Raw genomic sequence first — 24,868 nt, 5'->3', positions numbered from 1 at the left:
GTGGGGCGGATGACGAGCCGGCGCCGGATCCTGCGCGTCCACGACGGCGGGCACACCGCGCGCCCGGACACGCTCACCGTCGAGGAGCCGCTCGAGATCCGGGTCGCGGGGAAAGCGCTCTCGATCACCATGCGCACCCCGGGTGACGACTTCGACCTCGCCGCCGGGTTCCTGGTCGGCGAAGGCGTGGTACGGGCCGCCTCGGACGTCCATTCGATCCGTTACTGCGCGGGCGCGACCGTCGACGGCGGCAACACGTACAACGTCCTCGACGTCGTGCTGGCCCCGGGCGTCGCACCGCCGGACGCCACGGTGGCACGGAACTTCTACACGACGTCCTCGTGCGGGCTGTGCGGCAAGGCGAGCCTGGAGGCCGTGCGCACGACGGTGCGGTGGCCGGTCGGCGCCGACCCGTTCGGCACCGACCCGGCGACGCTCTCCCGGCTGCCGGACGAACTCCGGGCGGCGCAACGGGTCTTCGACCGCACCGGCGGCCTCCACGCGGCGGGGCTCTTCGACGCCGACGGGAAGCTGCTGTGCCTGCGCGAAGACGTCGGCCGCCACAACGCCGTGGACAAAGTGGTCGGCTGGGCGACCCGGGACGGCAAGCTGCCCCTGTCCGGAACGGCCCTGATGGTGAGCGGCCGGGCATCGTTCGAACTGGTGCAGAAGGCGGCAATGGCCGGGATTCCGTTATTGGCAGCGGTTTCCGCGCCGTCGTCGCTGGCCGTCGACTTGGCCGCCGAGCTGGGCCTGACGCTGGTGGGCTTCCTGCGCGGCTCGTCGATGAACGTCTACACGCGACCGGACCGCCTGGGTCTTCAGCCGAGCTGACCGAGCAGGGCCTTCACGGCGGGGGTGACGTCGGCCGGATGCACCGCGGCAAGCTGCCAGGGCGGTGGCCGGTCGAAGCGCCGGACGGTGAGGTCGGGGAACCGCGCCGCCGCCGACGCCGGGAGCACGCACGCGGCCAGCCCGGCCCGCACCAGGTCGGAGGCGACGCCGAGGTCGTCGACTTCGAGGGCGACGCGGCGGCCGGGGAAGGCCCGGTCGACCGCCTCCCGGATCGCCCAGCCCGGTGGGAAGTCCACCAGGGACACATCGCCGAGGTCGGCGGGTGCCGAGCAGGCGCCGCCGGGCGCGGTCGCGAGCACCAGCTCCTCGCCGGGCAGCAGGGTCGCCGAAGGGGCGGAGCACGGCGCGAGGGTCAAGGTGACATCCGCCTGTTCGGCACTGGCGACTTGGCGCACCTCGACCGCCAGTCCCGGGTGGACGTTCCGGAGCGCCGTCAGTACGCGGTGCAGATCGGCCAGCAGTCCCGGGCGCACGCCGAGCCGGACCCGGCCGCCGACGGGCGACACCGCCGCGCGGGCCCGGGCCGCCGCTTCGAGGGCCGCCCGCGCGGCGGGCAGGAACGCCTCGCCGGCGGGCGTCAGGACGACCCGGTGCGTCGTGCGGTGGAACAGCGGCGCGCCGAGGTCCCGCTCGAGCGCCCGGACCACTGTGGACACCGTCGACTGGACGGTCCGCAGCCGCTGGGCGGCCGCGGTGAACCCGCCTTCCTCGGCGACCGCCACCACCACCGCCAGCTGACGGAGTTCCATCAGCCGAGCACTTCGCGCACGAGCGCCGCCGTCTCGCTCGGCGTCCGGCCCACGCGGATTCCCGCGCCCTCCAACGCTTCCTTCTTGGCCGACGCCGTCCCGGCCGAGCCCGAGACGATCGCGCCCGCGTGGCCCATCGTCTTGCCCTCCGGCGCGGTGAACCCGGCGACGTACCCGACGACCGGCTTCGACACGTTCGCCCGCACGAACTCGGCCGCGCGCTCTTCCGCGTCGCCGCCGATCTCGCCGATCAGCACGATCAGGTCCGTCTCCGGGTCCTTTTCGAACGCTTCGACGGCGTCGATGTGGGTCGTCCCGATGATGGGGTCGCCGCCGATGCCGACGCAGGTGGAGAACCCGATGTCGCGCAGCTCGTGCATGAGCTGGTAGGTCAGCGTGCCGGACTTCGACACCAGGCCGATCCGGCCCGGGCCGGTGATGTCGGCCGGGATGATCCCGGCGTTCGCCTTGCCGGGGGAGATGATGCCCGGGCAGTTCGGGCCGATGATCCGCGTCCGCCCGCCCGCGGCCTCGGCGTGCGACCACAGCCGCGCGGTGTCGTGCACCGGGACGCCTTCGGTGATCACGACGGCGAGCCCGATCCCGGCGTCCACCGCTTCGATCACCGCGTCTTCGACGAACGGTGGCGGCACGAACAGCACGCAGACGTCGGCGCCGGTCGACGCCATCGACTCCGCGACACTGCCGAACACCGGCAGCTCGGCCGAGCCGATCGAGACGTGCTGCCCGGCCTTGCGCGGGTTGACCCCGCCGACGACGTGCGTGCCCGCCGCCAGCATCCGCCGGGTGTGCTTGGCGCCTTCGGAGCCGGTGATGCCGGAGACGACGATCCGGCTGGTCTCGTCCAGGAAGATGGCCACGGTTCAGACCTCCGCGATCGCGAGCTTCGCTGCCTCGCGGGCGGCGTCGTCCATGGTGGCCACCACGGTGACCAGGGGGTGGCCGGCGTCGGCGAGGATCCGCCTGCCTTCGGTGACGTTGTTCCCGTCGAGCCGGACGACCAGCGGTTTCGTGGCCCGGTCGCCGAGGATCTCCAGCGACCGCACGATCCCGGTCGCCACGGCGTCGCAGGCCGTGATGCCGCCGAAGACGTTGACGAACACGCTGCGCACCTGGGGGTCGCCGAGGATCACGGTCAGCCCGTCGACCATCACCTGGGCCGACGCGCCGCCGCCGATGTCGAGGAAGTTCGCCGGGCCGCGGGCGCCCGCCTCGGCCGCGGCGGCCGCCACGACGTCCAAAGTGGACATGACCAGCCCCGCGCCGTTGCCGATCACGCCGATGTCGCCGTCGAGCTTGACGTAGTTGAGGCCCTTGGCACGTGCTTCCCGTTCGAGCGGGTCGCCGTCCAGGGGGTCGTCGAACGCCGAGGCGCGGCGGAAGGACGCGTTGTCGTCCAGCGTGATCTTGCCGTCCAGAGCGACGATCCCGGTGGACGTGCCGGCCAGCGGGTTGACCTCGACGAGGGTGCAGTCCTCGGCGACGAACACGTCCCACAGCTTCTCGACGACCCCCGCGACCTCGGCGCGGACGGGGGCCGGGAACGCGGCCGCCACGGCGGAAGCGTCGACCCCGGCCAGGGGATCGACCGGCACGCGGACCAGCGCGTCCGGGGTGGTGGCCGCGACCTCTTCGATCTCCATCCCGCCCTGGACCGATGCCATGGCTAGGAACGTGCGCCCGGCGCGGTCGAGCAGGAAGGAGACGTAGTACTCGTCGGCGATCTCGCTCGCTTCGGTCACCAGGACGCGGTGCACGGTGTGGCCCTTGATGTCCATGCCGAGGATGTCGTCCGCGGCCTGCTCGGCGTCGTCGGCGGTCCGCACCACGCGGACCCCGCCGGCCTTGCCGCGGCCACCGGTCTTCACCTGCGCCTTGATCACCACCGGGCCGCCCAGCTCGGCGGCGGCCGAGCGGGCCGCGGCGGGATCGGCGGCGACCAAGCCGCGGGGGACGGGTACGCCGTGCTTCTCGAAGAGGTCGCGGGCTTCGTGCTCGAAGAGGTCCATGCGGGGGCGTCCTTTCCGTGACGGGGCAGGGCAAGGGCGTGAAGTGGTGGTCCGCGGGGGCGGGATCGAGGCCCCGGAAAAACCCTGCGGATGGCCCTGGACACGGGCTGCTTGAAGAGTGACTATATGCCTACCCCATACGGTATGCAATCTACAGTCTGCCGCGAAGAGGCCGCTGACCTCGACGGACAGGGGAGCGGCGACGTGCGGGGCGGATGACGGAGCGCCGGACAAGAGAGATCCGGCGGCGGACCAGAGGAGATGAGCAATGGCGCTGACCACGACCGGCACCACCGCGGGGGAGAGTGCCCAGGCGACGAACGGCGCCGAGCCCGCGCCGGCCGGGATATCCGGCGGCCACCTGGTGGCGAAGGCCCTCAAAGCCGAAGGCGTCGACACCATCTTCACCCTGTGCGGCGGGCACATCATCGACATCTACGACGGCTGCGTCGACGAAGGCATCGAGGTCATCGACGTCCGGCACGAGCAGGTCGCGGCGCACGCGGCCGACGGCTACGCGCGGATCACCGGCAAGCTCGGCTGCGCGGTCGTCACCGCCGGGCCGGGCACGACCGACGCCGTCACCGGCGTCGCGAACGCGTTGCGCGCGGAGAGCCCGATGCTGCTGATCGGCGGCCAGGGCGCGCTGACCCAGCACAAGATGGGGTCCCTGCAGGACCTCCCGCACGTGGACATGATGACGCCGATCACCAAGTTCGCCGCCACCGTGCCGCACACCGCCCGGGTGGCGGACCTGGTGAGCATGGCGTTTCGCGAGGCCTACGCGGGCGCGCCCGGGCCGTCGTTCCTGGAGATCCCGCGCGACGTCCTCGACGCGCGCGTACCCCTGGAGCAGGCCCGCATCCCCGAAGCCGGCCGCTACCGCGCGTCCACGAGGAACGCGGGCGACCCGGCCGACATCGAGAAGCTCGCCGACCTGCTGGTGCACGCGAAGAGGCCGGCCATCCTGCTCGGCAGTCAAGTCTGGACCACAAGGGCCACCGAGCCCGCCGTCGACCTGGTGCGCACGCTCAACATCCCGGCGTACATGAACGGCGCCGGCCGCGGCACGCTGCCGCCGGGCGACCCGCACCACTTCCAGCTCTCGCGCCGCTACGCCTTCGACAACGCCGACGTCATCGTCATCGTCGGCACCCCGTTCGACTTCAGGATGGGCTACGGCAAGCGGTTGTCGAAGGACGCCACCGTCGTCCAGATCGACCTCGACTACCGCACGGTCGGCAAGAACCGCGACGTCGACCTCGGCATCGTCGGCGACGCCGGCCAGGTCCTCGCGGCGGTCGCCGAGGCCGCGTCCGGCCGCGCCGACAACGGCTCGGTCGGCCGCAAGGTCTGGCTGGAAGAGCTGCAGGCCGTGGAGGAGAAGGCGAAGCAGAAGCGGCTGCCGCTGCAGCACTCCGACGCGAGCCCGATCCACCCGTACCGGCTGGTGCACGAGATCAACGAGTTCCTCACCGAGGACTCGATCTACATCGGCGACGGCGGCGACATCGTCACCTTCTCCGGCCAGGTCGTGCAGCCCAAGTCGCCCGGGCACTGGATGGACCCCGGTCCACTCGGGACACTCGGCGTCGGTGTCCCGTTCGTCCTGGCCGCCAAGCACGCGCGCCCGGACAAGGAAGTCGTCGCGCTCTTCGGCGATGGGGCGTTCAGCCTCACCGGCTGGGACTTCGAGACGCTCGTGCGGTTCGACCTGCCGTTCGTCGGGATCGTCGGCAACAACTCGTCGATGAACCAGATCCGCTACGGCCAGGCCGCCAAGTACGGCCTGCCGCGCGAGCGCGTCGGCAACACCCTCGGCGACGTCCGCTACGACGAGTTCGCCCGGATGCTCGGCGGCTACGGCGAAGAGGTCCGCGACCCCGCCGACATCGGGCCGGCGCTGCTGCGGGCGCGCGAATCCGGCAAGCCCTCGCTGATCAACGTCTGGGTCGATCCCGACGTGTACGCGCCCGGAACCATGAACCAGACCATGTACAAGTGAGCGGAGGCCAACGCATGGGCAAGGCATTGGAGGGCGTCCGCGTCCTCGACATGACGCACGTGCAGTCCGGTCCGTCGTCGACGCAGCTGCTCGCCTGGCTCGGCGCGGACGTGATCAAGCTCGAGACCCCCGGCCGCGGCGACATCACCCGCGGCCAGCTGCGGGACGTCCCCGGCGTCGACAGCCTGTACTTCACGATGCTGAACGCCAACAAGCGCAGCATCACGCTCAACATGAAGAGCGACGAGGGCAAGGAAGTCTTCGAAAAGCTCGTGTCCGGAGTGGACATCCTGGTCGAGAACTTCGGCCCGGGCGTCGTCGACCGGTTCGGGTACCCGTGGGAGAAGCTCTCGGCACTGAACCCGCGGCTGATCTACGCCTCCATCAAGGGCTTCGGCCCCGGCCGCTACGCCGACTTCAAGGCCTACGAAGTGATCGCGCAGGCCATGGGCGGCGCGATGAGCACCACCGGCTTCGAAGAGGGACCGCCGACCGCGACCGGCGCGCAGATCGGCGACTCCGGCACCGGCATCCACCTGGTGGCCGCCATCCTCGCCGCGCTGTACCAGCGGACGTCCACCGGCCGCGGCCAGCGGGTCCAGGTCGCCATGCAGGACGCCGTCCTCAACCTGTGCCGCGTCAAGCTGCGCGACCAGCAGCGCCTGGCGCACGGGCCGCTCGGCGAGTACCCGAACGACCAGTTCGGCGACGAGGTCCCGCGCTCGGGCAACGCCTCCGGCGGCGGCCAGCCGGGCTGGGCGGTGAAGTGCGCGCCCGGCGGCCCGAACGACTACATCTACGTGATCGTCCAGCCACCCGGCTGGGCCCCGCTCGCCCGGCTGATCGGCAGGGGTGAGCTGGCCGAGGACCCGGCGTGGGCCACCCCGGAGGTCCGGCTGTCCAAACTGGACAAGATGTTCGCCCTCGTCGAGGAGTGGACCGAGAAGCACACCAAGTGGGAAGTCATGGAGCAGCTCAACGCCCACAACATCCCGTGCGGCCCGATCCTCTCCACGAAGGAACTGATCGAGGACGAGACCCTGGCCGAACTCGGCTCGGTCGTCGAGGTGCCGCACCCGGAGCGCGGCAGCTTCAAGACCGTGGGCTGCCCGCTCAAGCTGTCGGATTCGCCGGTAGAGATCGAACGGTCACCGCTGCTCGGCGAGCACAACGACGAAGTACTGGCGGAACTGGGCTACAGCGAAGCGGAGCTCGAGAAGTTCCGCGCGGCGGGGGTGATCTGAGTGGCGGATCGCGCGGCGGTCGAAAAGATCCTCGACCGGGCGGCGGCCGACGGACGGTCCGCCCTGACCGCGCCCGAGGGGCGTGCGGTCTGCGAGGCCTACGGCATCCCGACCCCGGCCGAGCGGCTGGCGACCACGGCGGACGACGCCGTCACGCACGCCGCGGAAATCGGCCTGCCGGTGGTGCTCAAGGTCGTCTCCCCGGACATCCTGCACAAGACCGAAGCCGGCGGCGTGCTCGTCGGGCTGGGTGATCCCGACGCGGTCAGGACCGGCTTCACGAAGATCGTCGAGAACGCGAAGGCGTACAACGCCGACGCGGAGATCCTCGGCGTCCAGGTCCAGCGGATGCTGACCGAGGGCCAGGAGGTGATCATCGGCTCGGTCACCGACCCGACGTTCGGCAAGGTTGTCGCCTTCGGCCTCGGCGGCGTGCTGGTGGAGGTGCTCAAGGACGTCACGTTCCGGCTCGCGCCGACGAGCACGGAGGAGGCGCTGTCGATGATCGACGGCATCCAGGCCGCCGAGATCCTCCGTGGCGTCCGCGGTGCCGACCCGGTCGACCGGGACGCCCTCGCCGCGGTGATCACCGGGCTGGGTGAGCTGGTCACGGACTTCCCGCAGCTGTCCGAAGTGGACCTCAACCCGGTGCTGGCCACCGCGAGCGGCGCCACCGCCGTCGACGTCCGGATTCTGGTCGATTCGGACGCGGCGAAGGAGCCGTACCGGTTCACCCAGGAAGAGATCCTGGCGTCGATGAACCGGATCATGAAGCCGGCGTCGATCGCGGTGATCGGCGCGTCCGCCGAGGCCGGGAAGATCGGCAACTCGGTGATGAAGAACCTGGTCAACGGCGGCTACGCGGGCGAGATCCACCCGATCAACCCCAAGGCCGCCGAGATCCTCGACCGCAAGGCGTACGCCGGCATCTCCGACGTACCCGGAGACGTCGACGTCGCGGTGTTCGCCATCCCGGCGAAGTTCGTCCCGGCCGCGCTCGAGGAGGCCGGCAAGAAAGGCGTGGCGGGCGCGATCCTCATCCCGTCCGGCTTCGGCGAGACCGGCAACATCGAGCTGCAGGACGAGGTCGTCGCGATCGCGCGCAAGCACGGCGTCCGCATCCTCGGACCGAACATCTACGGTTACTACTACACGCCGGAGAACCTGTCGGCGACGTTTTGCACGCCCTACGACGTCAAGGGCGGGGTGGCGCTGTCGTCGCAGAGCGGCGGCATCGGGATGGCGATCCTCGGGTTCAGCCGCTCGGCGAAGATGGGCGTGTCCTCGATCGTCGGCGTGGGCAACAAGGCCGACATCGACGAGGACGACCTGCTCACCTTCTTCGAGCAGGACGACAACACCCAGCTCGTCGCGATGCACCTCGAAGACCTCAAGGACGGCCGCTCGTTCGCGGAGACGGCCAAGCGGGTCTCGAAGCGCAAGCCGGTCGTCGTGCTCAAGGCCGGGCGGACGTCGCAGGGCGCGAAGGCGGCCAGTTCGCACACCGGCGCGCTGGCCGGCGACGACAAGGTCTACGACGACATCCTCCGCCAGAGCGGTGTGATCCGGGCGCCCGGGCTGAACGACATGCTCGAGTACGCCCGCGGCATCCCTCTGCTGCCGACGCCGAAGGGCGAGAACGTCGTCATCATCACCGGTGCCGGCGGCTCCGGCGTGCTGCTCTCGGACGCCTGCGTCGACAACGGACTGTCCCTGATGGACATCCCGCCGGACCTTGACACGGCGTTCCGGAAGTTCATCCCGCCGTTCGGCGCGGCGGGCAACCCGGTCGACATCACCGGCGGCGAGCCGCCCTCGACCTACCGCAACACCATCGCGCTGGGCCTCGAGGACGACCGCATCCACGCCCTGATCCTCGGCTACTGGCACACCATCGTCACCCCGCCGATGGTGTTCGCGGAACTCGTGTCCGAAGTGGTCGAAGAGTACCGCGCCAAGGGGATCCACAAGCCCGTTGTCGCGTCCCTGTCCGGTGACGTCGAAGTCGAGGAGGCGAGTGACCACCTGTACGACCGCGGCGTCGTCGCGTACCCGTACACCACCGAGAAGCCCGTGGCCGTGCTCGGCGCGAAGTATCGTTGGGCGCGGGCCGCGGGGCTGCTTTCGAACCTGAGTCAACGCTGACGAAGGAGAACTTTCATGACCGCAGCCACTTACCAGGAGATAGTCGACGAGAACGGGAGAATCTACCGGGTAGGCGAGTCGCCGCAGGACATCATGGGGCGCTCGCGCAGCTGGATGGTCTGGCTGCCCTGGATCGCCATGATGGCGGTCAGCGTGTTCGAGTACGGCTGGGGTGCCGTCGAAGGAACCCTCGAAGAGAAGTACGGCTGGTCCCTGTCCGACGCGTTCTGGCTGGCCAGCATCTGGGCGGTGTTCCAGGCCGGGGTGGCGTTCCCGGCCGGCCGGCTCCGGGAACGCAACGTCGTCTCGGCCAAGACGGCGATGCTGCTCGGTGCCCTGTTCAGCGGCATCGGCTACTTCACCATCGCGCACAGCGGGAACCTGACGCTGGCGTTCGCCGGGTACTCGGTCCTCGGCGGCACCGGCGCCGGGCTCGTGTACGCGACCTGCATCAACATGGTCGGCAAGTGGTACCCGGAGAAGCGCGGCGCGCGGACGGGGTTCGTGAACGGCGGCTTCGCCTACGGTTCGGTGCCGTTCATCTACCTGTTCAGCGCGTTCCTCGGGCACGAGAACGTCACCGGGGTTCTCGACGGGATCGGCCTCTACATGCTGGTCGTCGTCGGTGTCTGCGGGTTCCTGTTCAAGGACCCGCCGAAGAGCTGGTGGCCGAAGGAGGTCGACCCGCTCACCTGGGCCAAGGGCAAGACCGGCGTCAAGACGCTGAGCAAGAACCCGCCGGCGGTCCGGCAGTTCACGCCGATGGAGGCGATCCGGACCGGCATGCTCCCGCTGATGTGGGTGTGCCTGGTGATCATCGGCGGCGTCTCGCTGTTCGGCATCAACTTCCAGGTGCCGTTCGCCAAGGAGAGCCACTTCGGCGCGTTCGTCGCGGCGTCCTCGGCCGGCGTGCTGGCGATCGTGAACGGCACCGGCCGCGCGGTCGTCGGCTGGGCGTCGGACAAGCTCGGGCGCAAGCAGACGCTGACGCTGGTGCTCGTGATCGCGGCCGCCGCGCAGTTCGGCGTGCTGTACGCCGGGAACACGCACAACCTGGTCCTGTTCATGGTGTTCGCGTTCCTGACCGGGTTCGGCGGCGGTGCCTTCTACCCACTGTTCGCCGCGCTCGTGCCGGACTACTTCGGCGAGAACAACAACGCGTCGAACTACGGCCTGGTCTACAGCGCGAAACTGGTCGGTGGCGTCGGCGGCGGCGGGCTCGCCGCGGGCGTCATCAGCGCGTGGGGCTACACCGGCGCGTACGTCCTCGCCGGGTGCATCGCGCTCCTGTCCGCGGTGCTGACGCTGTTCCTGCGCCAGCCCGGCCGGACACGCCACCAGCTCGCCGAAACCGAGCTGGTGGCGCGGCCGTCCGCCGCGGCGGGCGGCTGATCCGGTTACCCGCTCCCCGGTCCTGCCTCAATCAGGATCGGGGAGCCTCCGGACGTTCGTGGTAGGCCTGGCGGGTCCGTTCGGTGTGCTTGGCCATGATCTTGTCGGCCGCGTCGGCGTCCTGGTCGGCGATCGCGGTGATCAGCTCCTCGTGCTCGTGCCAGGCGTCCTGCCCGCGAGGCCGGGCGATCGGCGTGTAGTACCAGCGGACCCGGCGGTCGACGAGCCCGATCAGCTCCGCGAGCACGGCGTTCCCGGACAGCTCGGTGATAAACGTGTGCAGGGCGGCATTGGCGGCCACCAGGCCTTCGGTGTCCTCTTCGGCCAGTGCCTCGACGCCGGTCTTCTGCAGTTCCCAGAGCCGTTTGACGTCCTCCTCGGTGGCCCGGCCGGCGGCGAGCTTCGCGGAGTGCGTCTCCAGCACGCTGCGGACGCTCAGCAGCTGGTCCGCTTCTTCGTCGGTCGGCAGGTGCACGAAGGCGCCCTGGGCGGGACGCAGGTCGACCCAGCCCTCGCTCTGGAGTCGTTGCAGGGCCTCGCGGACGGGCTGCCGGCTGACGCCGAGGTACTCGGCCAGGTCGGCTTCGACCAGGTGCTGCCCGGGTTCGAGGGTGCGGTTGATGATCAGCTCGGCGAGGGCTTCGTAGACGACCTGCCGCAGCGGCGCGGGCCGTTCGACGCGCTTGGCGGCGGTCGAGCTGAGCGAGCCCTTGGCCGTGCGGCGGCCGGACGGGCCGCGGTCTGGGAGCGGGGAAGCGGGCTGGCTCACGGGACACCTCGAAGGGGAGAGGAACGCGACGATCTCTCCGTTCAGGATACAGGTTTTGGTATGCAAAATCCCGGATTCTCACCCCGCCGAGGCGCTTTCGCCCGATGTGGATCCATGTGTGACCCGATGTGTCCGGTTTGCCGGTCTCGGCTGGGCTTCCCGGGTGGTGTGGTGTCGCGCTGGGCGAGACCTCTGGTCACCCGAGAGGATCCAGGATACTGTATGCAATCACGTGCTCGACCGAAGTGGGAGGCACATCATGAAGGTGGCTGTTCTCGGGGCCGGGGCGATCGGCGCCTACGTCGGGGCCGCGTTGCACCGCGGCGGGACCGAGGTGCACCTGATCGCCCGGCGGGCCCACCTCGCCGCGATGCGCGAGCACGGCGTCCGGGTGCTGAGCCCGCGCGGCGACTTCACCGCGCACCCGCACGTCACGGACGACCCGGCCGAAGTCGGCGAAGTGGACTTCGTCTTCCTCGGCCTCAAAGCCAACTCCTACGCCACGTGCGGACCGCTCCTCGCGCCGTTGCTCGGCCCGGAGACCGCGGTCGTCGCCGCGCAGAACGGCATCCCGTGGTGGTACTTCCACGGCCTGGCCGGGCATCCGCTCGAAGGGCACCGCGTCGAGACGGTCGACCCGGGCGGCTCGGTCACCGACGTCCTCGAGCTGAGACGCGCGATCGGCTGCGTCGTCTACTGCTCCACCGTCATCGAGGAACCGGGCGTGATCCGGCACCTGGAAGGCACGCGGTTCTCCCTCGGCGAGCCGGACGGCGCAATCTCCGCGCGCTGCAAGGTGCTCAGCGCGGCGATGATCGCCGGCGGGCTCAAGGCCCCGGTCGAAGCCCGGCTGCGCGACGACATCTGGATCAAGCTGATGGGCAACGTCGCGTTCAACCCGCTCTCGGCGCTGACCAGGGCGACGATGGCCCAGATGTGCGAGCACGCCGACACGCGCGCGCTCGTCGCCACGATGATGACCGAAACCCTCGCCGTCGCCCGCGCGGCGGGCAGCGACCCGGGTGTCTCGGTCGAGAAGCGCATCGACGGCGCCTGGCGCGTCGGCCACCACAAGACGTCGATGCTGCAGGACCTCGAAGCGGGCAAGCCCCTGGAGATCGACGCGATCATCGGGGCGGTCGTCGAGCTGGCCGGCCTCACCGACGTGCCCGCGCCGGCGCTGCGGCACGTCCACGCCGCGATCTCGCTGCTCGACCACACCAGCAACTCGCCCGTCCCCGTCGGGGCGCACTGAACCGGAGGTGCCCGTGAAGCGCAAGAAGACCGAACCGTACGTCCGGCTCACCCGGCCCCTGGTGCGCGACTCGGGAGTGCTGCGCCCGGCCACCTGGGACGAAGCCCTGGACCGGGCCGCCGAGGGGATCCGCCGCACCCTGGACGCCAAGGGACCCGAGGCGTTCGGGATGTTCTCGTGCGCCCGGGCGACCAACGAGATGAACTTCGTCGCGCAGAAGTTCACCCGCGCGGTGATCGGGACGAACAACGTCGACTCGTGCAACCGCACCTGCCACGCGCCGAGCGTCGCCGGGCTGGCGCGGGCGTTCGACAGCGGCGGCGGCACGTCGTCCTACCAGGAGATCGAGGACGCCGACGTCATCGTGATCTGGGGCGGCAACCCCCGCGAGGCGCACCCGATCTTCTTCCAGCACGTGCTGAAGGCCGTCCACAAGGGAGCGAAGCTCTTCGTCGTCGACCCGCGGCAGACGAGCACCGCGAAGTGGGCGCACCGGCAGCTGCAGCTCGAAGTCGGCACGGACATCCCCCTGGCGCACGCGATCGCCCGCGAGATCATCCACTCCGGACTCGCGAACACGACGTTCATCGAACGTGCCACCGAGGGGTTCGCGGAGTTCGCGGCGTCGGTCGAGCCGTGGACGCCGGAGGTCGCGGAGAAGACGACCGGGGTGCCCGCCGAGCTGATCCGCGAACTGGCCCACACCTACGCCCGCGCCGACCGCGCGCAGCTGTCGTGGACCCTCGGCATCACCGAGCACCACAACGGCACCGACAACGTCCTGGCGCTGATCAACCTCGCGTTGCTGGCGGGGCAGGTCGGCCGCTACGGCGCCGGGCTGAACCCCCTGCGCGGGCAGAACAACGTCCAGGGCGGCGGCGACATGGGCGCCATCCCGGACCGGCTGCCGGGCTTCCAGGACATCCTCGACGCGGACGTGCGGGCGAAGTTCGACGCCGCGTGGGGCTCGTCGATCCCGCCGCACAAGGGGCTCAACCTGACGCAGATGCTCGACGCGATGGAACGTGGCGATCTGACCTGCGTGTACGTCATCGGCGAGAACCCGGTCCAGTCCGAAGCGGACTGCGAGCACACGATCAAACGGCTGTCCACCGTGGACCACCTGATCGTGCAGGACATCTTCCTGACCAAGACCGCGCAGCTGGCCGACGTCGTGCTGCCCGCGTCGGCGGCGTGGTGCGAGAGCGAGGGCACGTTCACCAACTCCGAACGCCGCGTCCAGCGCGTCCGCAAGGCCCTCGAACCACCGGAAGGCGCGCGCGACGACATCGAGCTGCTTTCCGAGCTGGCACGCAGGCTCGGCCACGACTGGCACTACACCGGCGGCCAGGAGGTCTGGGACGAACTGCGCTCGCTGTCCCCCATGCACGCCGGGATGTCCTACGCGCGACTGGAAGAGCTGGGCGGCATCCAGTGGCCCTGCTACACCGAGGACACCCTCGAACCGACGTTCCTGCACGGGCGCCTGTGGGCCGAGGATCCGGCCGAGCGCGGCCGCCCGGCGCCGTTCACGGTGCTCGAGCACAGCCCGCCGGTCGACCTGCTCACCGAGGAGTTCCCGATCCGGCTCACCACCGGACGGCGCCTCGACTCCTACAACACCGGCGTCCAGTCCGGCGGGTTCCCGTCGCCGCTGCGGCAGGGCGAGACCCTGGACCTCTGCCCGGAGGACGCGCGGTCGCTCGGCGTCGAACCCGACGAACTGGTCCGCATCTCCTCGCGACGCGGCGAGATCGTCGCCCCGGTCCGGCTGGACAAGGGCCTGAAGCCGGGGCTGGCGTTCATGACGTTCCACTTCCCGGACGAGATCGACGTCAACATCATCACCATCGAGGCGACCTGCCCGATCGCCGGGACGGCGGAGTACAAGGCCGCGGCGATCCGCGTCGAGAAGCTGGCGGTCTGACGGTGGACCTCAAACTCCTCGACGCGGTCGCGACCCGGGAGGAACGCGAAGCGGTCGCGGTGTTCGCCGGTGGCGGGCGGGACCAGCTGCTGCCCGCGCTGCACGCGGTGAACGACCGGGTCGGCTGGATCAGCCAGGGCGCGCTCAACCTCATCTGCGAGACGCTGCACGTCCCACCCGCGGACGCGTACGGCGTCGCGAGCTTCTACTCCCTGTTCGCGCTGGACGAGCGTCCTGAACGAGTAGTGCACGTGTGCACCGACCTGGCCTGCCGGCTCAAGGGCGCGGACACCGTGTGCGACGTCCTCACCGAGCACGTCGGCGCCGCGGGGAAGGCACGCGGCGGGGTCACGTGGCTGCGCAGCCCGTGCCTGGGCGTCTGTGAACGGGCCCCCGCGGCGCTGACGTTCCAAGCCGGTGATCCCGCCACGACGGAGCTGGTCGCGCCCGCGACCGGCGCGTCGGCGGTGCTGGCCGCGCAGCGTTGTCCCGCAGGCGAAGGCTCGCCGCCGGTGATCCACCAGAAGGACGGGCTGCGGCTGCTGCGCCGCGTCGGCGTGGTCGACCCGTCCAGTTTGGACGACTACCGCGCCACGGGCGGCTACGCGGCCCTGCGGAACGCGCTGCGGATGGGTCCGGCGGCGGTCATCCGGGAGGTCACCGACTCGGGCCTGCTGGGCCGCGGCGGCGCGGCGTTCCCGACCGGCCGCAAGTGGTCCGCGACGGCCGGGCAGCCCGTGCGGCCGCACTACCTGGTGTGCAACGCCGACGAGAGCGAACCCGGCACGTTCAAGGACCGCGTGCTCCTCGAAGGCGACCCGTTCGCACTGGTGGAGTCGATGACGATCGCCGCCTACGCGATCGGCGCGTCCCACGGTTACGTCTACCTGCGCGGCGAGTACCCGCGCGCATTGCGGCTCCTGCGCAACGCCCTCGAGGTCTGCCGCGAGCGCGGGTTCCTCGGCGAGGACATCATGGGCCACGAGGGGTTCTCGTTCGACATCGAGATCCGACGCGGCGCGGGCGCGTACATCTGTGGCGAGGAGACCGCGATCTTCAACTCGATCGAGGGCTTCCGCGGCGAACCCCGCACGAAGCCGCCGTTCCCGGTCGAACAGGGCCTGTTCGGCAGGCCGACCGTGGTGAACAACGTCGAGACGCTGGCGAACGTCCCGCTGATCTTCGCCGAGGGGGCCGCCGCCTACCGGGCGATCGGCACCGAGGCGTCAGCCGGGCCGAAGCTGTTCTGCCTGTCCGGGAACGTCGAACGGCCGGGCGTCTACGAAGTGCCGTTCGGCACGACGCTGCGGTCTCTGCTCGACCTGGCCGGGGGAGTGCCCGAGGGACGCTCCCTGCGCGCGATCCTCCTGGGCGGCGCCGCGGGCGGGTTCGTCCGGCCCGACGAGCTGGACCTGCCGCTCACGTTCGAGGATGCCCATGCGGCCAAGACAACGCTCGGCTCCGGGGTCGTGCTGGTGCTCGACGACCTCGCCGACCTCGGCGGGTTCCTGCTCCGGATCGCGGAGTTCTTCCGCGACGAGTCGTGCGGGCAGTGCGTCCCGTGCCGGATCGGGACCGTGCGGCAGGAGGAGGCGATCCGGCGGGTGCTGTCCGCCGGGTCGGACGAGCGTCCGCTCCTGCGTGAGATCGGGCAGGTGATGCGCGACTCGTCGATCTGCGGGCTCGGCCAGACCGCCTGGAACGCCATCGAATCCGCGATCGACCGGCTGGGAGCGCTGCAATGACCATTGTGGACATCGGAATCCCGCGACGGCTGGTCGAGCTCACTGTGGACGGTGAGGCGGTCCGGGTCCCGGAGGGCTCGACGATCCTCGACGCGTGCACGGCGGCGGGCAAGGACATCCCGACGCTGTGCTACGGCGACACCCTCGAACCGGCCAATGCCTGCCGCGTCTGCATGGTCGAGGTCGAGGGCTCGCGGACGCTGGTGCCGTCGTGCTCCCGCAAGGCCGAGGCGGGCATGGTGGTGCGCACCGACTCCGAGCGGACCCGCACCAGCCGGAAGGTCGTGCTGGAGCTGCTGGCCTCGGCGACGGATCTCTCGACCACTCCCGGCGTCGCGGAGTGGATGGCTTCGGCCGGCGCCGATCCGGCGCGGTTCGGCCCGGAGGCGGCGACGGTGGCGCAACCGGCCCTTGTGGACAATGAGCTGTACGTCCGGGACTACGGGAAGTGCATCCTCTGCTACAAGTGCGTCGACGCGTGCGGCGACCAGTGGCAGAACTCGTTCGCCATCAGCGTGGCCGGCCGCGGCTTCGACGCCCGGATCTCGACGGAGTTCTCGAACCCGTTGCCGGACAGCGCCTGCGTCTACTGCGGCAACTGCGTCGAGGTCTGCCCGACCGGTGCCCTGAGCTTCAAGCGCGAGTACGACAAGCGCGAGGACGGGACCTGGGACGAGTCGCGCCAGACGGAGACCACGACCGTCTGCACGTTCTGCGGGGTCGGCTGCACCCTGACCCTGCACGTCCAGGACAACGAGATCGTGAAGGTGACGTCGCCGCACGACAGCTCGGTGACGCACGGCAACCTCTGCATCAAGGGCCGCTTCGGCTGGCAGCACGTCCAGAACCGGTAGCGGCACCCGGATCGTGCGAAGGCGCCGTGGCTCGACGAGTCGCGGCGCCTTCGTCGTGCCGGGCGTTGACCGCGACGCAGGTCAGCAGCTATTCTCGATATGCGAAAGAAAAATTCCGGATAGCGAAATTTGAGGACGCGATGCCAGAAGAAGGGCACTCCCTGCCGTACGTCGCCAACCTGTCGATCCTGTTCAAGGAGGTCCCGCTGCTCGACCGGGCGGCCGCCGCACGGGAAGCCGGGTTCACCGACGTCGAGTACTGGTGGCCGTTCGACACCGCGGCCCCCGCGCGCGACGAGGTCGACGCGTTCGTGAAGAGCCTGGACGGCGTCCGGCTGCGCGGGCTGAACTTCTACGCCGGCGACATGGCGGCGGGGGAGCGCGGCCTGGTGTCGTGGATCGGGCGCGAGACCGAGTTCGCCGACAGCCTCGTCGTCGCGCTCGGGATCGCCGAACGCACCGGCTGCCGCAGCTTCAACGCGCTCTACGGCAACCGGCTCGAGGGCGAGGACCCCGGAAAGCAGGACGACCTGGCCCTGGTCCAGCTCGCGAACGCGGCCGAGGGTGCCGCGAAGATCGGCGCGCAGCTGGTCCTCGAACCGCTCTCCGGCGCGGACCGCTACCCGCTCAAGACCGCCGCGGACGCCGTGGCCGTGCTCGACGACCTCGGGCGCGACAACGTGCGGCTGCTGGCCGACCTGTACCACCTGGCAGTCAACGGCGACGACCTCGACGCCTTGGCGACCCGGCACATCGCCCGGATCGGGCACGTGCAGATCGCCGACGCACCCGGGCGCCACCAGCCCGGCACCGGCTCGCTGGACATCGAGGGACACCTCGCGAAGCTGCAGAACGCCGGCTACGACGGGTTCGTCGGGATCGAGTACGTCCCGGAGCCCGACACCCTCACGTCGCTGGAGTGGCTGCCGAAAACCCGAAGGGGACGATCATGAAACTGGGATTCATCGGACTGGGCGTGATGGGCGCGCCGATGGCCGCGCACCTGGTCGCGGCCGGGCACGACGTCAGCGGCTACGACGTCCACGCGGCCGCGGGGGAGAAGCTGCAGGCCGCCGGCGGCCGCGCCGCGTCGAGTGTCGCGGACGCGGTGGCCGGGGCGGCCGTCGTGATCACGATGCTGCCGAACCACCCGCAGGTCGAGGAGGTCGTGCTGGCCGCGGGCGGCGTCCTCGACGTCGCCGAGCCCGGCACGTTGCTGATCGACATGAGCACCATCCGGCCCGAGACGTCGATCGCCGTCGCGGAAGCCGCGCGGGACAAGGAGATCCGTGTCCTCGACGCGCCGGTTTCGGGTGGTCAGGCGGGTGCCGAACAGGCGTCGCTGTCCATCATGGTCGGCGGATCGGAAGAGGACTTCGCCGCCGCCAAGCCCGTGCTCGACGCCGTCGGCAAGACCGTCGTGCACGTCGGCCCGCACGGCGCCGGCCAGGTCGTGAAGGCCGCCAACCAGCTCGTCGTGGGCGGGATCTACGGCCTGGTCGCCGAGGCGATCGTGCTGCTCGAAGCGTCCGGTGTGGACGCCGCCACCGGTCTGGACGTGCTCGCCGGGGGCCTGGCGGGCAGCCGGATCCTCGAGCTCAAGCGCAGGTCCATGGTGGACCGCCAGTTCGCGCCCGGGTTCCGGATCGACCTGCACCACAAGGACATGGGGATCGCGCTGGCCGCCGCCCGGCAGGCCGACGTCGCGCTCCCGCTCACCGGGCTGGTCGCCCAGCTCGTCGCCGCCGGCCGTGCCATGGGGTACGGCTCCCTGGACCACTCGGCCTTGCTGAAGGTCGTCGAACAGTTGTCGGGCCGCGTCCCGGCGGAGGTGTGACATGCCCAGAATCCCCGCGATGCAGGCGGTCGTCGACGTCCTGGAGAGCGAAGGCGTCGACACGGTCTTCGGCTGCCCGGGCGCGGCGATCCTGCCGCTGTATAACGCCCTACAGGGCCGGGCGATCCAGCACCTGATCGTCCGCCACGAAGAAGGCGCGACGCACATGGCCGACGGCTGGGCCCGGACGAACGGCAACGTCGGCGTCGCCATCGGCACCTCCGGCCCGGCCGGGACGAACATGATCACCGGGCTCTACACCGCGCACGCGGACTCGATCCCGATGATCTGCATCACCGGCCAGGCGGCGACGACCAAGCTGCACCAGGAAGCCTTCCAGGCCGTCGACATCGTCGAGATCGCCAAGCCGGTCACGAAGTGGGCGGTGCAGGTCAAGGAGGCCGCGCAGCTGCCGTGGATCTTCCGCGAGGCCTTCCGGATCGCCCGGTCCGGGCGACCGGGCCCGGTGCTGATCGACCTCCCGATCGACGTCCAGAAGCAGGACATCGAGTGGGACTCCTCGATCGACTCGCCGCTGCCCGTGACGGCGGTGAAGCCCGCGTCCGCGCGGGTCGAGCGGGCACTCGACATGCTCCTGGCGGCCGAACGCCCGCTCATCCTGGCCGGCGGCGGCGTCGTCCTCGGCGAGGCGAGCGAGCAGCTCCGGGCCGCGGCCGAGCGCCTGGACGTCCCGGTCCAGGTGACGCTGATGGGCAAGGGCAGCTTCCCCGAGGACCACGAGCTGTTCGCCGGGATGGCGGGCATCCAGACGTCGCAGCGCTGGGCGAACGCGGCCTTCCTGGAGTCGGACCTGGTGCTGGCGCTGGGCGCGCGCTTCGGCGACCGGCACACCGGCGAGCTGTCGGTGTACCGCGGCGACCGGAAGTTCATCCACGTCGACATCGAGCCCACCCAGCTGGGGAAGGTGTTCGGCCCCGACCTCGGGATCGTCTCGGACACGCGGGAGTTCCTCGACGCGCTGCTGACGGCCCTCGAAGCACGGGAGACCGCACCGAGGCGCGAGTGGGTCGGCCGGATCGGCGAACTGAAGGAAGCGCTTCCCCGCCGGGAGGACTTCGACACCCTGCCGATCAAGGCACCGCGGGTCTTCAAGGAGATCAACGAAACCTTCGGCGAGGACACCTACTTCGTGACGGCGATCGGGCTCTACCAGATCTGGTCGGGCCAGTTCCAGAAGGCGCACAAGCCGCGCCACTACCAGGTCTGCGGCCAGGCCGGCCCGCTCGGCTGGGAGATCCCCGCCGCGATCGGCGTCAAGAAGGCCAAGCCGGAGGCGGAAGTCGTCGGCGTGGTCGGGGACTACTCGTTCCAGTTCCTCGTCGAGGAGCTGGCGGTGGCCGCCCAATACGACGTCGGGTTCGTGCTGATCATGCTGAACAACGAGTACCTCGGCCTGATCCGCCAGGCCGAGACCGGCTACGACATGAACTTCGAAGTCGACATCCACTACGACGCGAACGGCACGGACAACGTCAAGATCATGGAGGCCTACGGCTGTTCGGGCACCCGCGTGCTCGAGCCCGGCGAGATCCGGACGTCGCTGGAGTGGGCTCGCAAGGAGGCCGAGCGCACCAGCCGGCCGGTCCTGGTGGAGATCATGATCGAGCGGGAGGGCAACGCCGCCATGGGCGCCGCGCTCGACGCCGTCAAGGAGTTCGAACCCGCCTGACGCCCGCGTGACCACGGCCGCCGCGCGAGACCCCGACCTCGCGCGGCGGCCTTTCCGCGCCGTCGATCAAGCGGTTGTCGGAAAGTACAAACGAGGGCCGTAAATTCACCCGTCTTTCAGGGGTTTTGCCGTGGTCCCGGCCACACCCGAGCGTGTCTACTTCTTCCCGAAGCAGCCCCGAAAGGACGTCCACAGTGGAATTCCTCCGACCCGCCTCGCTGGCCGACGCGCTCGCCGCGCGTGCCGCGAACCCCGGTGCGGTCCCGATCGCCGGCGGCACCGACGTGATGGTCGAAATCAACTTCGACCACCGCCGGCCGGCCGCCCTGCTCGACCTCGGCCGCGTGGCCGAGCTCCACGAGCACGGCACCGACGGCGGCCGGATCCGGATCGGCGCGGCCGTGCCCTACACCCGGATCATCACCGAACTCGGCACGCAGCTGCCCGGCCTCGCGATGGCCTCGCGAACCGTCGGGTCCCCGCAGATCCGCAACCGCGGCTCGATCGGGGGCAATCTCGGCGCAGCTTCGCCCGCGGGCGACTCACACCCGGCGCTCCTCGCGGCGGACGCGGAGGTCGAAATCGCGTCGGTGCGCGGCACCCGGATCGTCGCGGCGAAGGACTTCTACCTGGGCGTCAAGCGGAACGTCCTGGAGCCGGACGAGCTGATCACGGCCATGCTGCTCGAACCGGCCACCGGGCCGCAGCAGTTCAGCAAGATCGGCACCCGCAACGCCATGGTCATCGCCGTCGCGGCGTTCGGGCTGGCGCTGCACCCGCGGGAGCGGCGGGTGGGCACGGGCGTCGGCTCGGCCGCACCCACCCCGCGCCGGGCCCTCGAAGCCGAGGAGTTCCTGGCCGGCGAGCTGGACTGGGACGCCCCGAAGGCGCTGAACGACTCGGTGAAGCGCCGCTTCGGCGACCTGGTCGCCGGGGCCGCCGCACCGATCGACGACGTCCGGGGGAGCGCCGCGTACCGGCGGCACGCGCTGGGCGTCATGGCGCGCCGGACGCTGACCTGGGCCTGGACCGAATACTGCGGAGGGAGCGCGAAGTGCGCGTGAACGTCACCGTCAACGGCGAGCACCGCCGGGCGGACAACGTCTGGGAAGGCGAAAGCCTGCTCTACGTGCTGCGCGAGCGGCTCGGCCTGCCGGGCTCGAAGAACGCCTGCGAGCAGGGCGAATGCGGTTCCTGCACGGTGTACCTCGACGGCGTTCCGGCGTGCGCGTGCCTGGTCGCGGCCGGGCAGGCCGAGGGCCGCGAGGTCGTCACGGTCGAGGGCCTGGCGGAGGGGGAGGCCCTCGACCCCGTGCAGGAGTCGTTCGTCGAGCGCGGCGCCGTCCAGTGCGGCTTCTGCACGCCCGGCCTGCTGGTCGCGGCGCACGACCTGATCGAGCGCGTCCCGGACCCCAGCGACGTCGAGATCCGCGAGGCCCTGGCCGGCAACCTCTGCCGCTGCACCGGCTACGAGAAGATCCTCGACGCGGTTCGTGACGCGGCCGCGAAGAAGGCCGTCCGATGAGCGCGCCGGCCCGCTCCCCGCAGGAGCTGCACGACACCATCGCGGGCGGCATCGGCGAGAGCCCGCTGCGCCCGGACGGCACGCTGAAGGTCCGCGGCGAGTTCGCCTACAGCTCGGACCTCTGGCACGAGGACATGCTGTGGGGCGCCACCCTGCGCAGCCCGCACCCGCACGCCCGGATCGTCCGCCTCGACGTCTCCCGCGCGCTGGCCCAGCCGGGCGTGCACGCGGTGCTGACGCACGAGGACGTCCCCGGTGAGAACGTCTACGGCCTCAAGTACCAGGACACCCCGGCGCTGGCCGCGGACCTGGTCCGCTACCAGGGCGAGCCGATCGCCATCCTCGCGGCCGACCACCCGGAGATCGCGCGGCAGGCGCTCAAGGAGATCGTCGTCGAGTACGACGTCCTCGAGCCGATCACCGACCCCGAACGCGCCGCGCACGACGACACGCTGCCGAAGCTGCACGAAGGCGGGAACCTGGTCCGCCACCAGCGGATCGTCAAGGGCGACCCGACCGTCACCGCGGACGTCGTCGTCTCCGGCGTCTACGAGATCGGCATGCAGGACCAGGCGTTCCTCGGCCCCGAGTCGGGTCTCGCCGTACCGGCCGAGGACGGCGGCGTCGACCTCTACCTGGCCACCCAGTGGCTGCACGTCGACCAGCGCCAGACGGCGAAAGCCCTCGGCCTGCCGTTGGAGAAGGTGCGGCTGACGCTGTCCGGCGTCGGCGGCGCCTTCGGCGGCCGCGAGGACCTGTCCATGCAGATCCACTCGTGCATGCTCGCCCTGCGCACCGGCCGTCCGGTGAAGATGAGCTACAACCGGCTCGAGTCGTTCTTCGGGCACGTCCACCGCCACCCGGCGAAGATGTACTACGAGCACGGCGCCACCCGCGACGGCAAGCTCGTCTACGTCAAGGCCCGGATGTACTTCGACGGCGGCGCGTACGCGTCGAAGACCCCGGTCGTGGTCGGCAACGGCACCACGCTCAGCGTCGGCCCGTACAACGTGCCGAACGCGCACATCGAAGGCTGGGGCGTCTACACGAACAACCCGACGTGCGGCGCGATGCGCGGGCTGGGCGCGGTGCAGCCGACCTACGCCTACGAGTCCCAAATGGACAAGCTCGCCGCGGCGCTGGGCATGGACCCGGCGGAAGTGCGGATCCTGAACGCGCTGAGCGAAGGGTCCACTGTGGTCACCGGCCAGGTGGTCGACTTCCCGGCGCCGGTCGCCGAGCTGGTGCAGCGGCTGCGCGACCTGCCGCTGCCGCCGGAGCCGGCCGGCGAGCGCGACATCCGCGAGCTGCCCGGCGGCGCGTCCAACACCACCCACGGCGAGGGTGTCGTGCGGGGCGTCGGCTACGGCGTCACGATCAAGAACATCTCCTACGCCGAAGGCCTCGACGACTACTCGACCGCCCGCGTCCGCCTGGAGGTGCTCGGCGGCGAGCCGGTGGCGATGGTGCACACCGCCGCGGCCGAGGTCGGCCAGGGGCTCGTCACGCTGCAGCAGCAGATCGCCCGCACCGAGCTGGGCCTGACCCGGGTCAGCGTGCACCCGGCCGACACGAGCGTCGGCGACGCGGGCTCCAGCTCGGCGTCCCGGCAGACGTACGTCACCGGCGGCGCGGTCCGCAACGCCTGCCGCGCGGTCGCCGAGGCCGTCTACGCGCGGCTCGGGGTGCCGGGTGAGGGCATGTCCCTGGTCGGCGGGAAGGTCGTCGCGGCCGACGGCGAGGTCGTCGCGGACCTGGCCGAGCTGCTCGGCGACACCGCGATCGAGGAGACCCGCGAGTTCCACCACCGCCAGACCTACCCCCTGGACCCGGAGACCGGGCAGGGCGACGCGCACGTCCAATACGGCTTCTCGGCCCACCGGGCGGTGGTCGACGTCGATGTCGACCTCGGCCTGGTCAAGGTCGTCCAGCTCGACTGCGCCCAGGACGTCGGCAAGGCCATGAACCCCGACGCCGTCGTCGCCCAGATCCACGGCGGCTCGGCGCAGGGCCTCGGCCTCGCCGTGATGGAGGAGATCCTGGTCGAAGACGGCAAAGTCCGGAACCCGTCGTTCACCGACTACCTCATCCCGACCATCCTCGACATGCCGCCGATGCGCGTCGACGTCCTCGAGCGCCCCGACCCGCACGCCCCCTACGGCGTCCGCGGCGTCGGCGAACCCCCGACGATCTCGGCGACCCCGGCGATCGCGAACGCCATCCGCGCGGCGACCGGCCTCGAGCTGCCGCGCGTCCCCATCCGCCCCGAGCACATCACCGGAGTCTGAGATGACCGTGTCCCTGTCCGTCGAAACCGCATGGCTCGACGAAGCCGTCCGCATCGCGGAGACCAACGTCGCGAACGGCGGCGGCCCGTTCGGCGCGCTGATCGTGCGCGACGGCGAGATCATCGCCACCGGCGTCAACCGCGTCACCGCGAACCTGGACCCGACCGCGCACGCCGAGGTCGTCGCGATCCGCGCGGCCTGCCAGGCCCTCGGCGACTTCAAGCTGGACGGCTGCGTGCTCGTCTCCAGCTGCGAACCGTGCCCGATGTGCCTGTCCTCGGCGCTGTGGGCGCGCGTGGACAAGGTCGTCTTCGCCGCCGACCGCGACGACGCCGCCAAGGCCGGCTTCGACGACCGCGCCTTCTACGAACTCTTCGACCGCCCGCGCGACACCTGGACGGTCCCCGTGACGCGACTGTCCGCAAAGGACGGTTTCGCCCCCTTCGCGGCTTGGCTCGACAAGGCCGACCGCACCGACTACTGACCCACAAGGCCAGCTGACCGGAGCACCACCGAATCGAACGTCCCGCTCGCCCAGGCACGGCGCTGTGCCTCGGC

Annotated in this window: 20 protein-coding genes; 16 read left to right on the top strand and 4 right to left on the bottom strand. The window is 70.7% G+C overall.

Annotated features, from left to right (window positions below):
* Window positions 1–834, top strand: a complete 834-nt coding sequence (fdhD, locus tag ACWEN0_RS14350; RefSeq protein ID WP_451973050.1) for a formate dehydrogenase accessory sulfurtransferase FdhD — start codon at window positions 1–3, stop codon at window positions 832–834.
* Here fdhD and ACWEN0_RS14345 read toward each other — a convergent pair.
* The 3 genes from ACWEN0_RS14345 to sucC are packed head-to-tail and all read right to left on the bottom strand — an operon-like array spanning window position 822 to window position 3,634.
* Window positions 822–1,604 carry a LysR family transcriptional regulator gene (locus ACWEN0_RS14345; RefSeq protein WP_451973048.1) on the bottom strand — a complete coding sequence of 261 codons (783 nt, stop codon included), beginning with the start codon at window positions 1,602–1,604 and terminating at the stop codon, window positions 822–824. The two genes, fdhD and ACWEN0_RS14345, sit on opposite strands and share 13 nt — an antisense overlap.
* Entirely contained in the window at window positions 1,604–2,485 is an 882-nt protein-coding gene (sucD, locus tag ACWEN0_RS14340; protein WP_451973046.1) for a succinate--CoA ligase subunit alpha, read from the bottom strand. The genes ACWEN0_RS14345 and sucD overlap by 1 nt, the downstream gene beginning before the upstream one ends.
* A gap of 3 nt (window positions 2,486–2,488) precedes the next feature.
* Window positions 2,489–3,634: an ADP-forming succinate--CoA ligase subunit beta gene (gene sucC / locus ACWEN0_RS14335; protein WP_451973044.1), complete on the bottom strand. Its 1,146-nt coding sequence runs from the start codon at window positions 3,632–3,634 to the stop codon at window positions 2,489–2,491.
* Window positions 3,635–3,902: 268 nt separating this feature from the next.
* Between sucC and ACWEN0_RS14330 the strand changes: the two genes are divergently transcribed.
* From ACWEN0_RS14330 to ACWEN0_RS14315, 4 genes are read left to right on the top strand one after another with little or no spacing between them, the layout of a single operon-like run.
* Window positions 3,903–5,639, top strand: a complete 1,737-nt coding sequence (locus ACWEN0_RS14330) for a thiamine pyrophosphate-binding protein (RefSeq protein WP_451973042.1) — start codon at window positions 3,903–3,905, stop codon at window positions 5,637–5,639.
* 14 nt (window positions 5,640–5,653) lie between these two features.
* Window positions 5,654–6,883, top strand: coding sequence for a formyl-CoA transferase (gene frc, locus ACWEN0_RS14325; protein ID WP_451973317.1), 1,230 nt, complete (start codon window positions 5,654–5,656; stop codon window positions 6,881–6,883).
* Entirely contained in the window at window positions 6,884–9,028 is a 2,145-nt protein-coding gene (locus ACWEN0_RS14320) for an acetate--CoA ligase family protein (protein ID WP_451973040.1), read from the top strand. It abuts the gene before it with no gap.
* Window positions 9,029–9,043: 15 nt separating this feature from the next.
* Window positions 9,044–10,420 (top strand): OFA family MFS transporter, encoded by a 1,377-nt coding sequence (locus ACWEN0_RS14315; protein ID WP_451973038.1) that lies wholly within the window; start codon window positions 9,044–9,046, stop codon window positions 10,418–10,420.
* Between the two features lie 31 nt (window positions 10,421–10,451).
* Here the strand turns inward: ACWEN0_RS14315 and ACWEN0_RS14310 are convergent, their stop codons facing one another.
* Window positions 10,452–11,189: a GntR family transcriptional regulator gene (locus ACWEN0_RS14310; protein ID WP_451973036.1), complete on the bottom strand. Its 738-nt coding sequence runs from the start codon at window positions 11,187–11,189 to the stop codon at window positions 10,452–10,454.
* Window positions 11,190–11,448: 259 nt separating this feature from the next.
* Between ACWEN0_RS14310 and ACWEN0_RS14305 the strand changes: the two genes are divergently transcribed.
* The 11 genes from ACWEN0_RS14305 to ACWEN0_RS14255 all read left to right on the top strand — a co-directional run bounded on the left by ACWEN0_RS14305 (window position 11,449) and on the right by ACWEN0_RS14255 (window position 24,794).
* A complete protein-coding gene (locus ACWEN0_RS14305; RefSeq protein WP_451973034.1) occupies window positions 11,449–12,444 on the top strand; it encodes a 2-dehydropantoate 2-reductase in 996 nt (331 codons plus the stop codon).
* Between the two features lie 13 nt (window positions 12,445–12,457).
* A complete protein-coding gene (locus ACWEN0_RS14300; RefSeq protein ID WP_451973032.1) occupies window positions 12,458–14,371 on the top strand; it encodes a molybdopterin oxidoreductase family protein in 1,914 nt (637 codons plus the stop codon).
* Between the two features lie 2 nt (window positions 14,372–14,373).
* Complete coding sequence (locus ACWEN0_RS14295; RefSeq protein WP_451973030.1) at window positions 14,374–16,116, top strand: NAD(P)H-dependent oxidoreductase subunit E; 1,743 nt, start codon at window positions 14,374–14,376, stop codon at window positions 16,114–16,116.
* Window positions 16,113–16,970, top strand: coding sequence for a 2Fe-2S iron-sulfur cluster-binding protein (locus ACWEN0_RS14290; protein ID WP_451973028.1), 858 nt, complete (start codon window positions 16,113–16,115; stop codon window positions 16,968–16,970). The genes ACWEN0_RS14295 and ACWEN0_RS14290 overlap by 4 nt, the downstream gene beginning before the upstream one ends.
* A 140-nt stretch (window positions 16,971–17,110) precedes the next feature.
* Window positions 17,111–17,923, top strand: a complete 813-nt coding sequence (locus ACWEN0_RS14285; protein ID WP_451973026.1) for a hydroxypyruvate isomerase family protein — start codon at window positions 17,111–17,113, stop codon at window positions 17,921–17,923.
* Window positions 17,920–18,807, top strand: a complete 888-nt coding sequence (locus tag ACWEN0_RS14280) for an NAD(P)-dependent oxidoreductase (protein ID WP_451973024.1) — start codon at window positions 17,920–17,922, stop codon at window positions 18,805–18,807. The genes ACWEN0_RS14285 and ACWEN0_RS14280 overlap by 4 nt, the downstream gene beginning before the upstream one ends.
* 1 nt (window position 18,808) lies before the next feature.
* Complete coding sequence (gene gcl / locus ACWEN0_RS14275; protein WP_451973022.1) at window positions 18,809–20,497, top strand: glyoxylate carboligase; 1,689 nt, start codon at window positions 18,809–18,811, stop codon at window positions 20,495–20,497.
* Window positions 20,498–20,691: 194 nt separating this feature from the next.
* Window positions 20,692–21,561: an FAD binding domain-containing protein gene (locus tag ACWEN0_RS14270; RefSeq protein ID WP_451973021.1), complete on the top strand. Its 870-nt coding sequence runs from the start codon at window positions 20,692–20,694 to the stop codon at window positions 21,559–21,561.
* Window positions 21,552–22,022, top strand: coding sequence for a (2Fe-2S)-binding protein (locus tag ACWEN0_RS14265; RefSeq protein WP_451973019.1), 471 nt, complete (start codon window positions 21,552–21,554; stop codon window positions 22,020–22,022). Before ACWEN0_RS14270 ends, ACWEN0_RS14265 begins: the two co-directional genes overlap by 10 nt.
* Window positions 22,019–24,310 carry a xanthine dehydrogenase subunit D gene (gene pucD / locus ACWEN0_RS14260; protein ID WP_451973017.1) on the top strand — a complete coding sequence of 764 codons (2,292 nt, stop codon included), beginning with the start codon at window positions 22,019–22,021 and terminating at the stop codon, window positions 24,308–24,310. Before ACWEN0_RS14265 ends, pucD begins: the two co-directional genes overlap by 4 nt.
* A 1-nt stretch (window position 24,311) precedes the next feature.
* Window positions 24,312–24,794 (top strand): nucleoside deaminase, encoded by a 483-nt coding sequence (locus ACWEN0_RS14255; protein ID WP_451973015.1) that lies wholly within the window; start codon window positions 24,312–24,314, stop codon window positions 24,792–24,794.
* The last annotated feature ends 74 nt before the right edge of the window (window positions 24,795–24,868 follow it).

The organism is Amycolatopsis sp. NPDC004378 (genome assembly GCF_053602455.1).
Note: the sequence above shows the minus strand (reverse complement) of the source record. Positions and strands in the feature narration are given on the sequence as shown.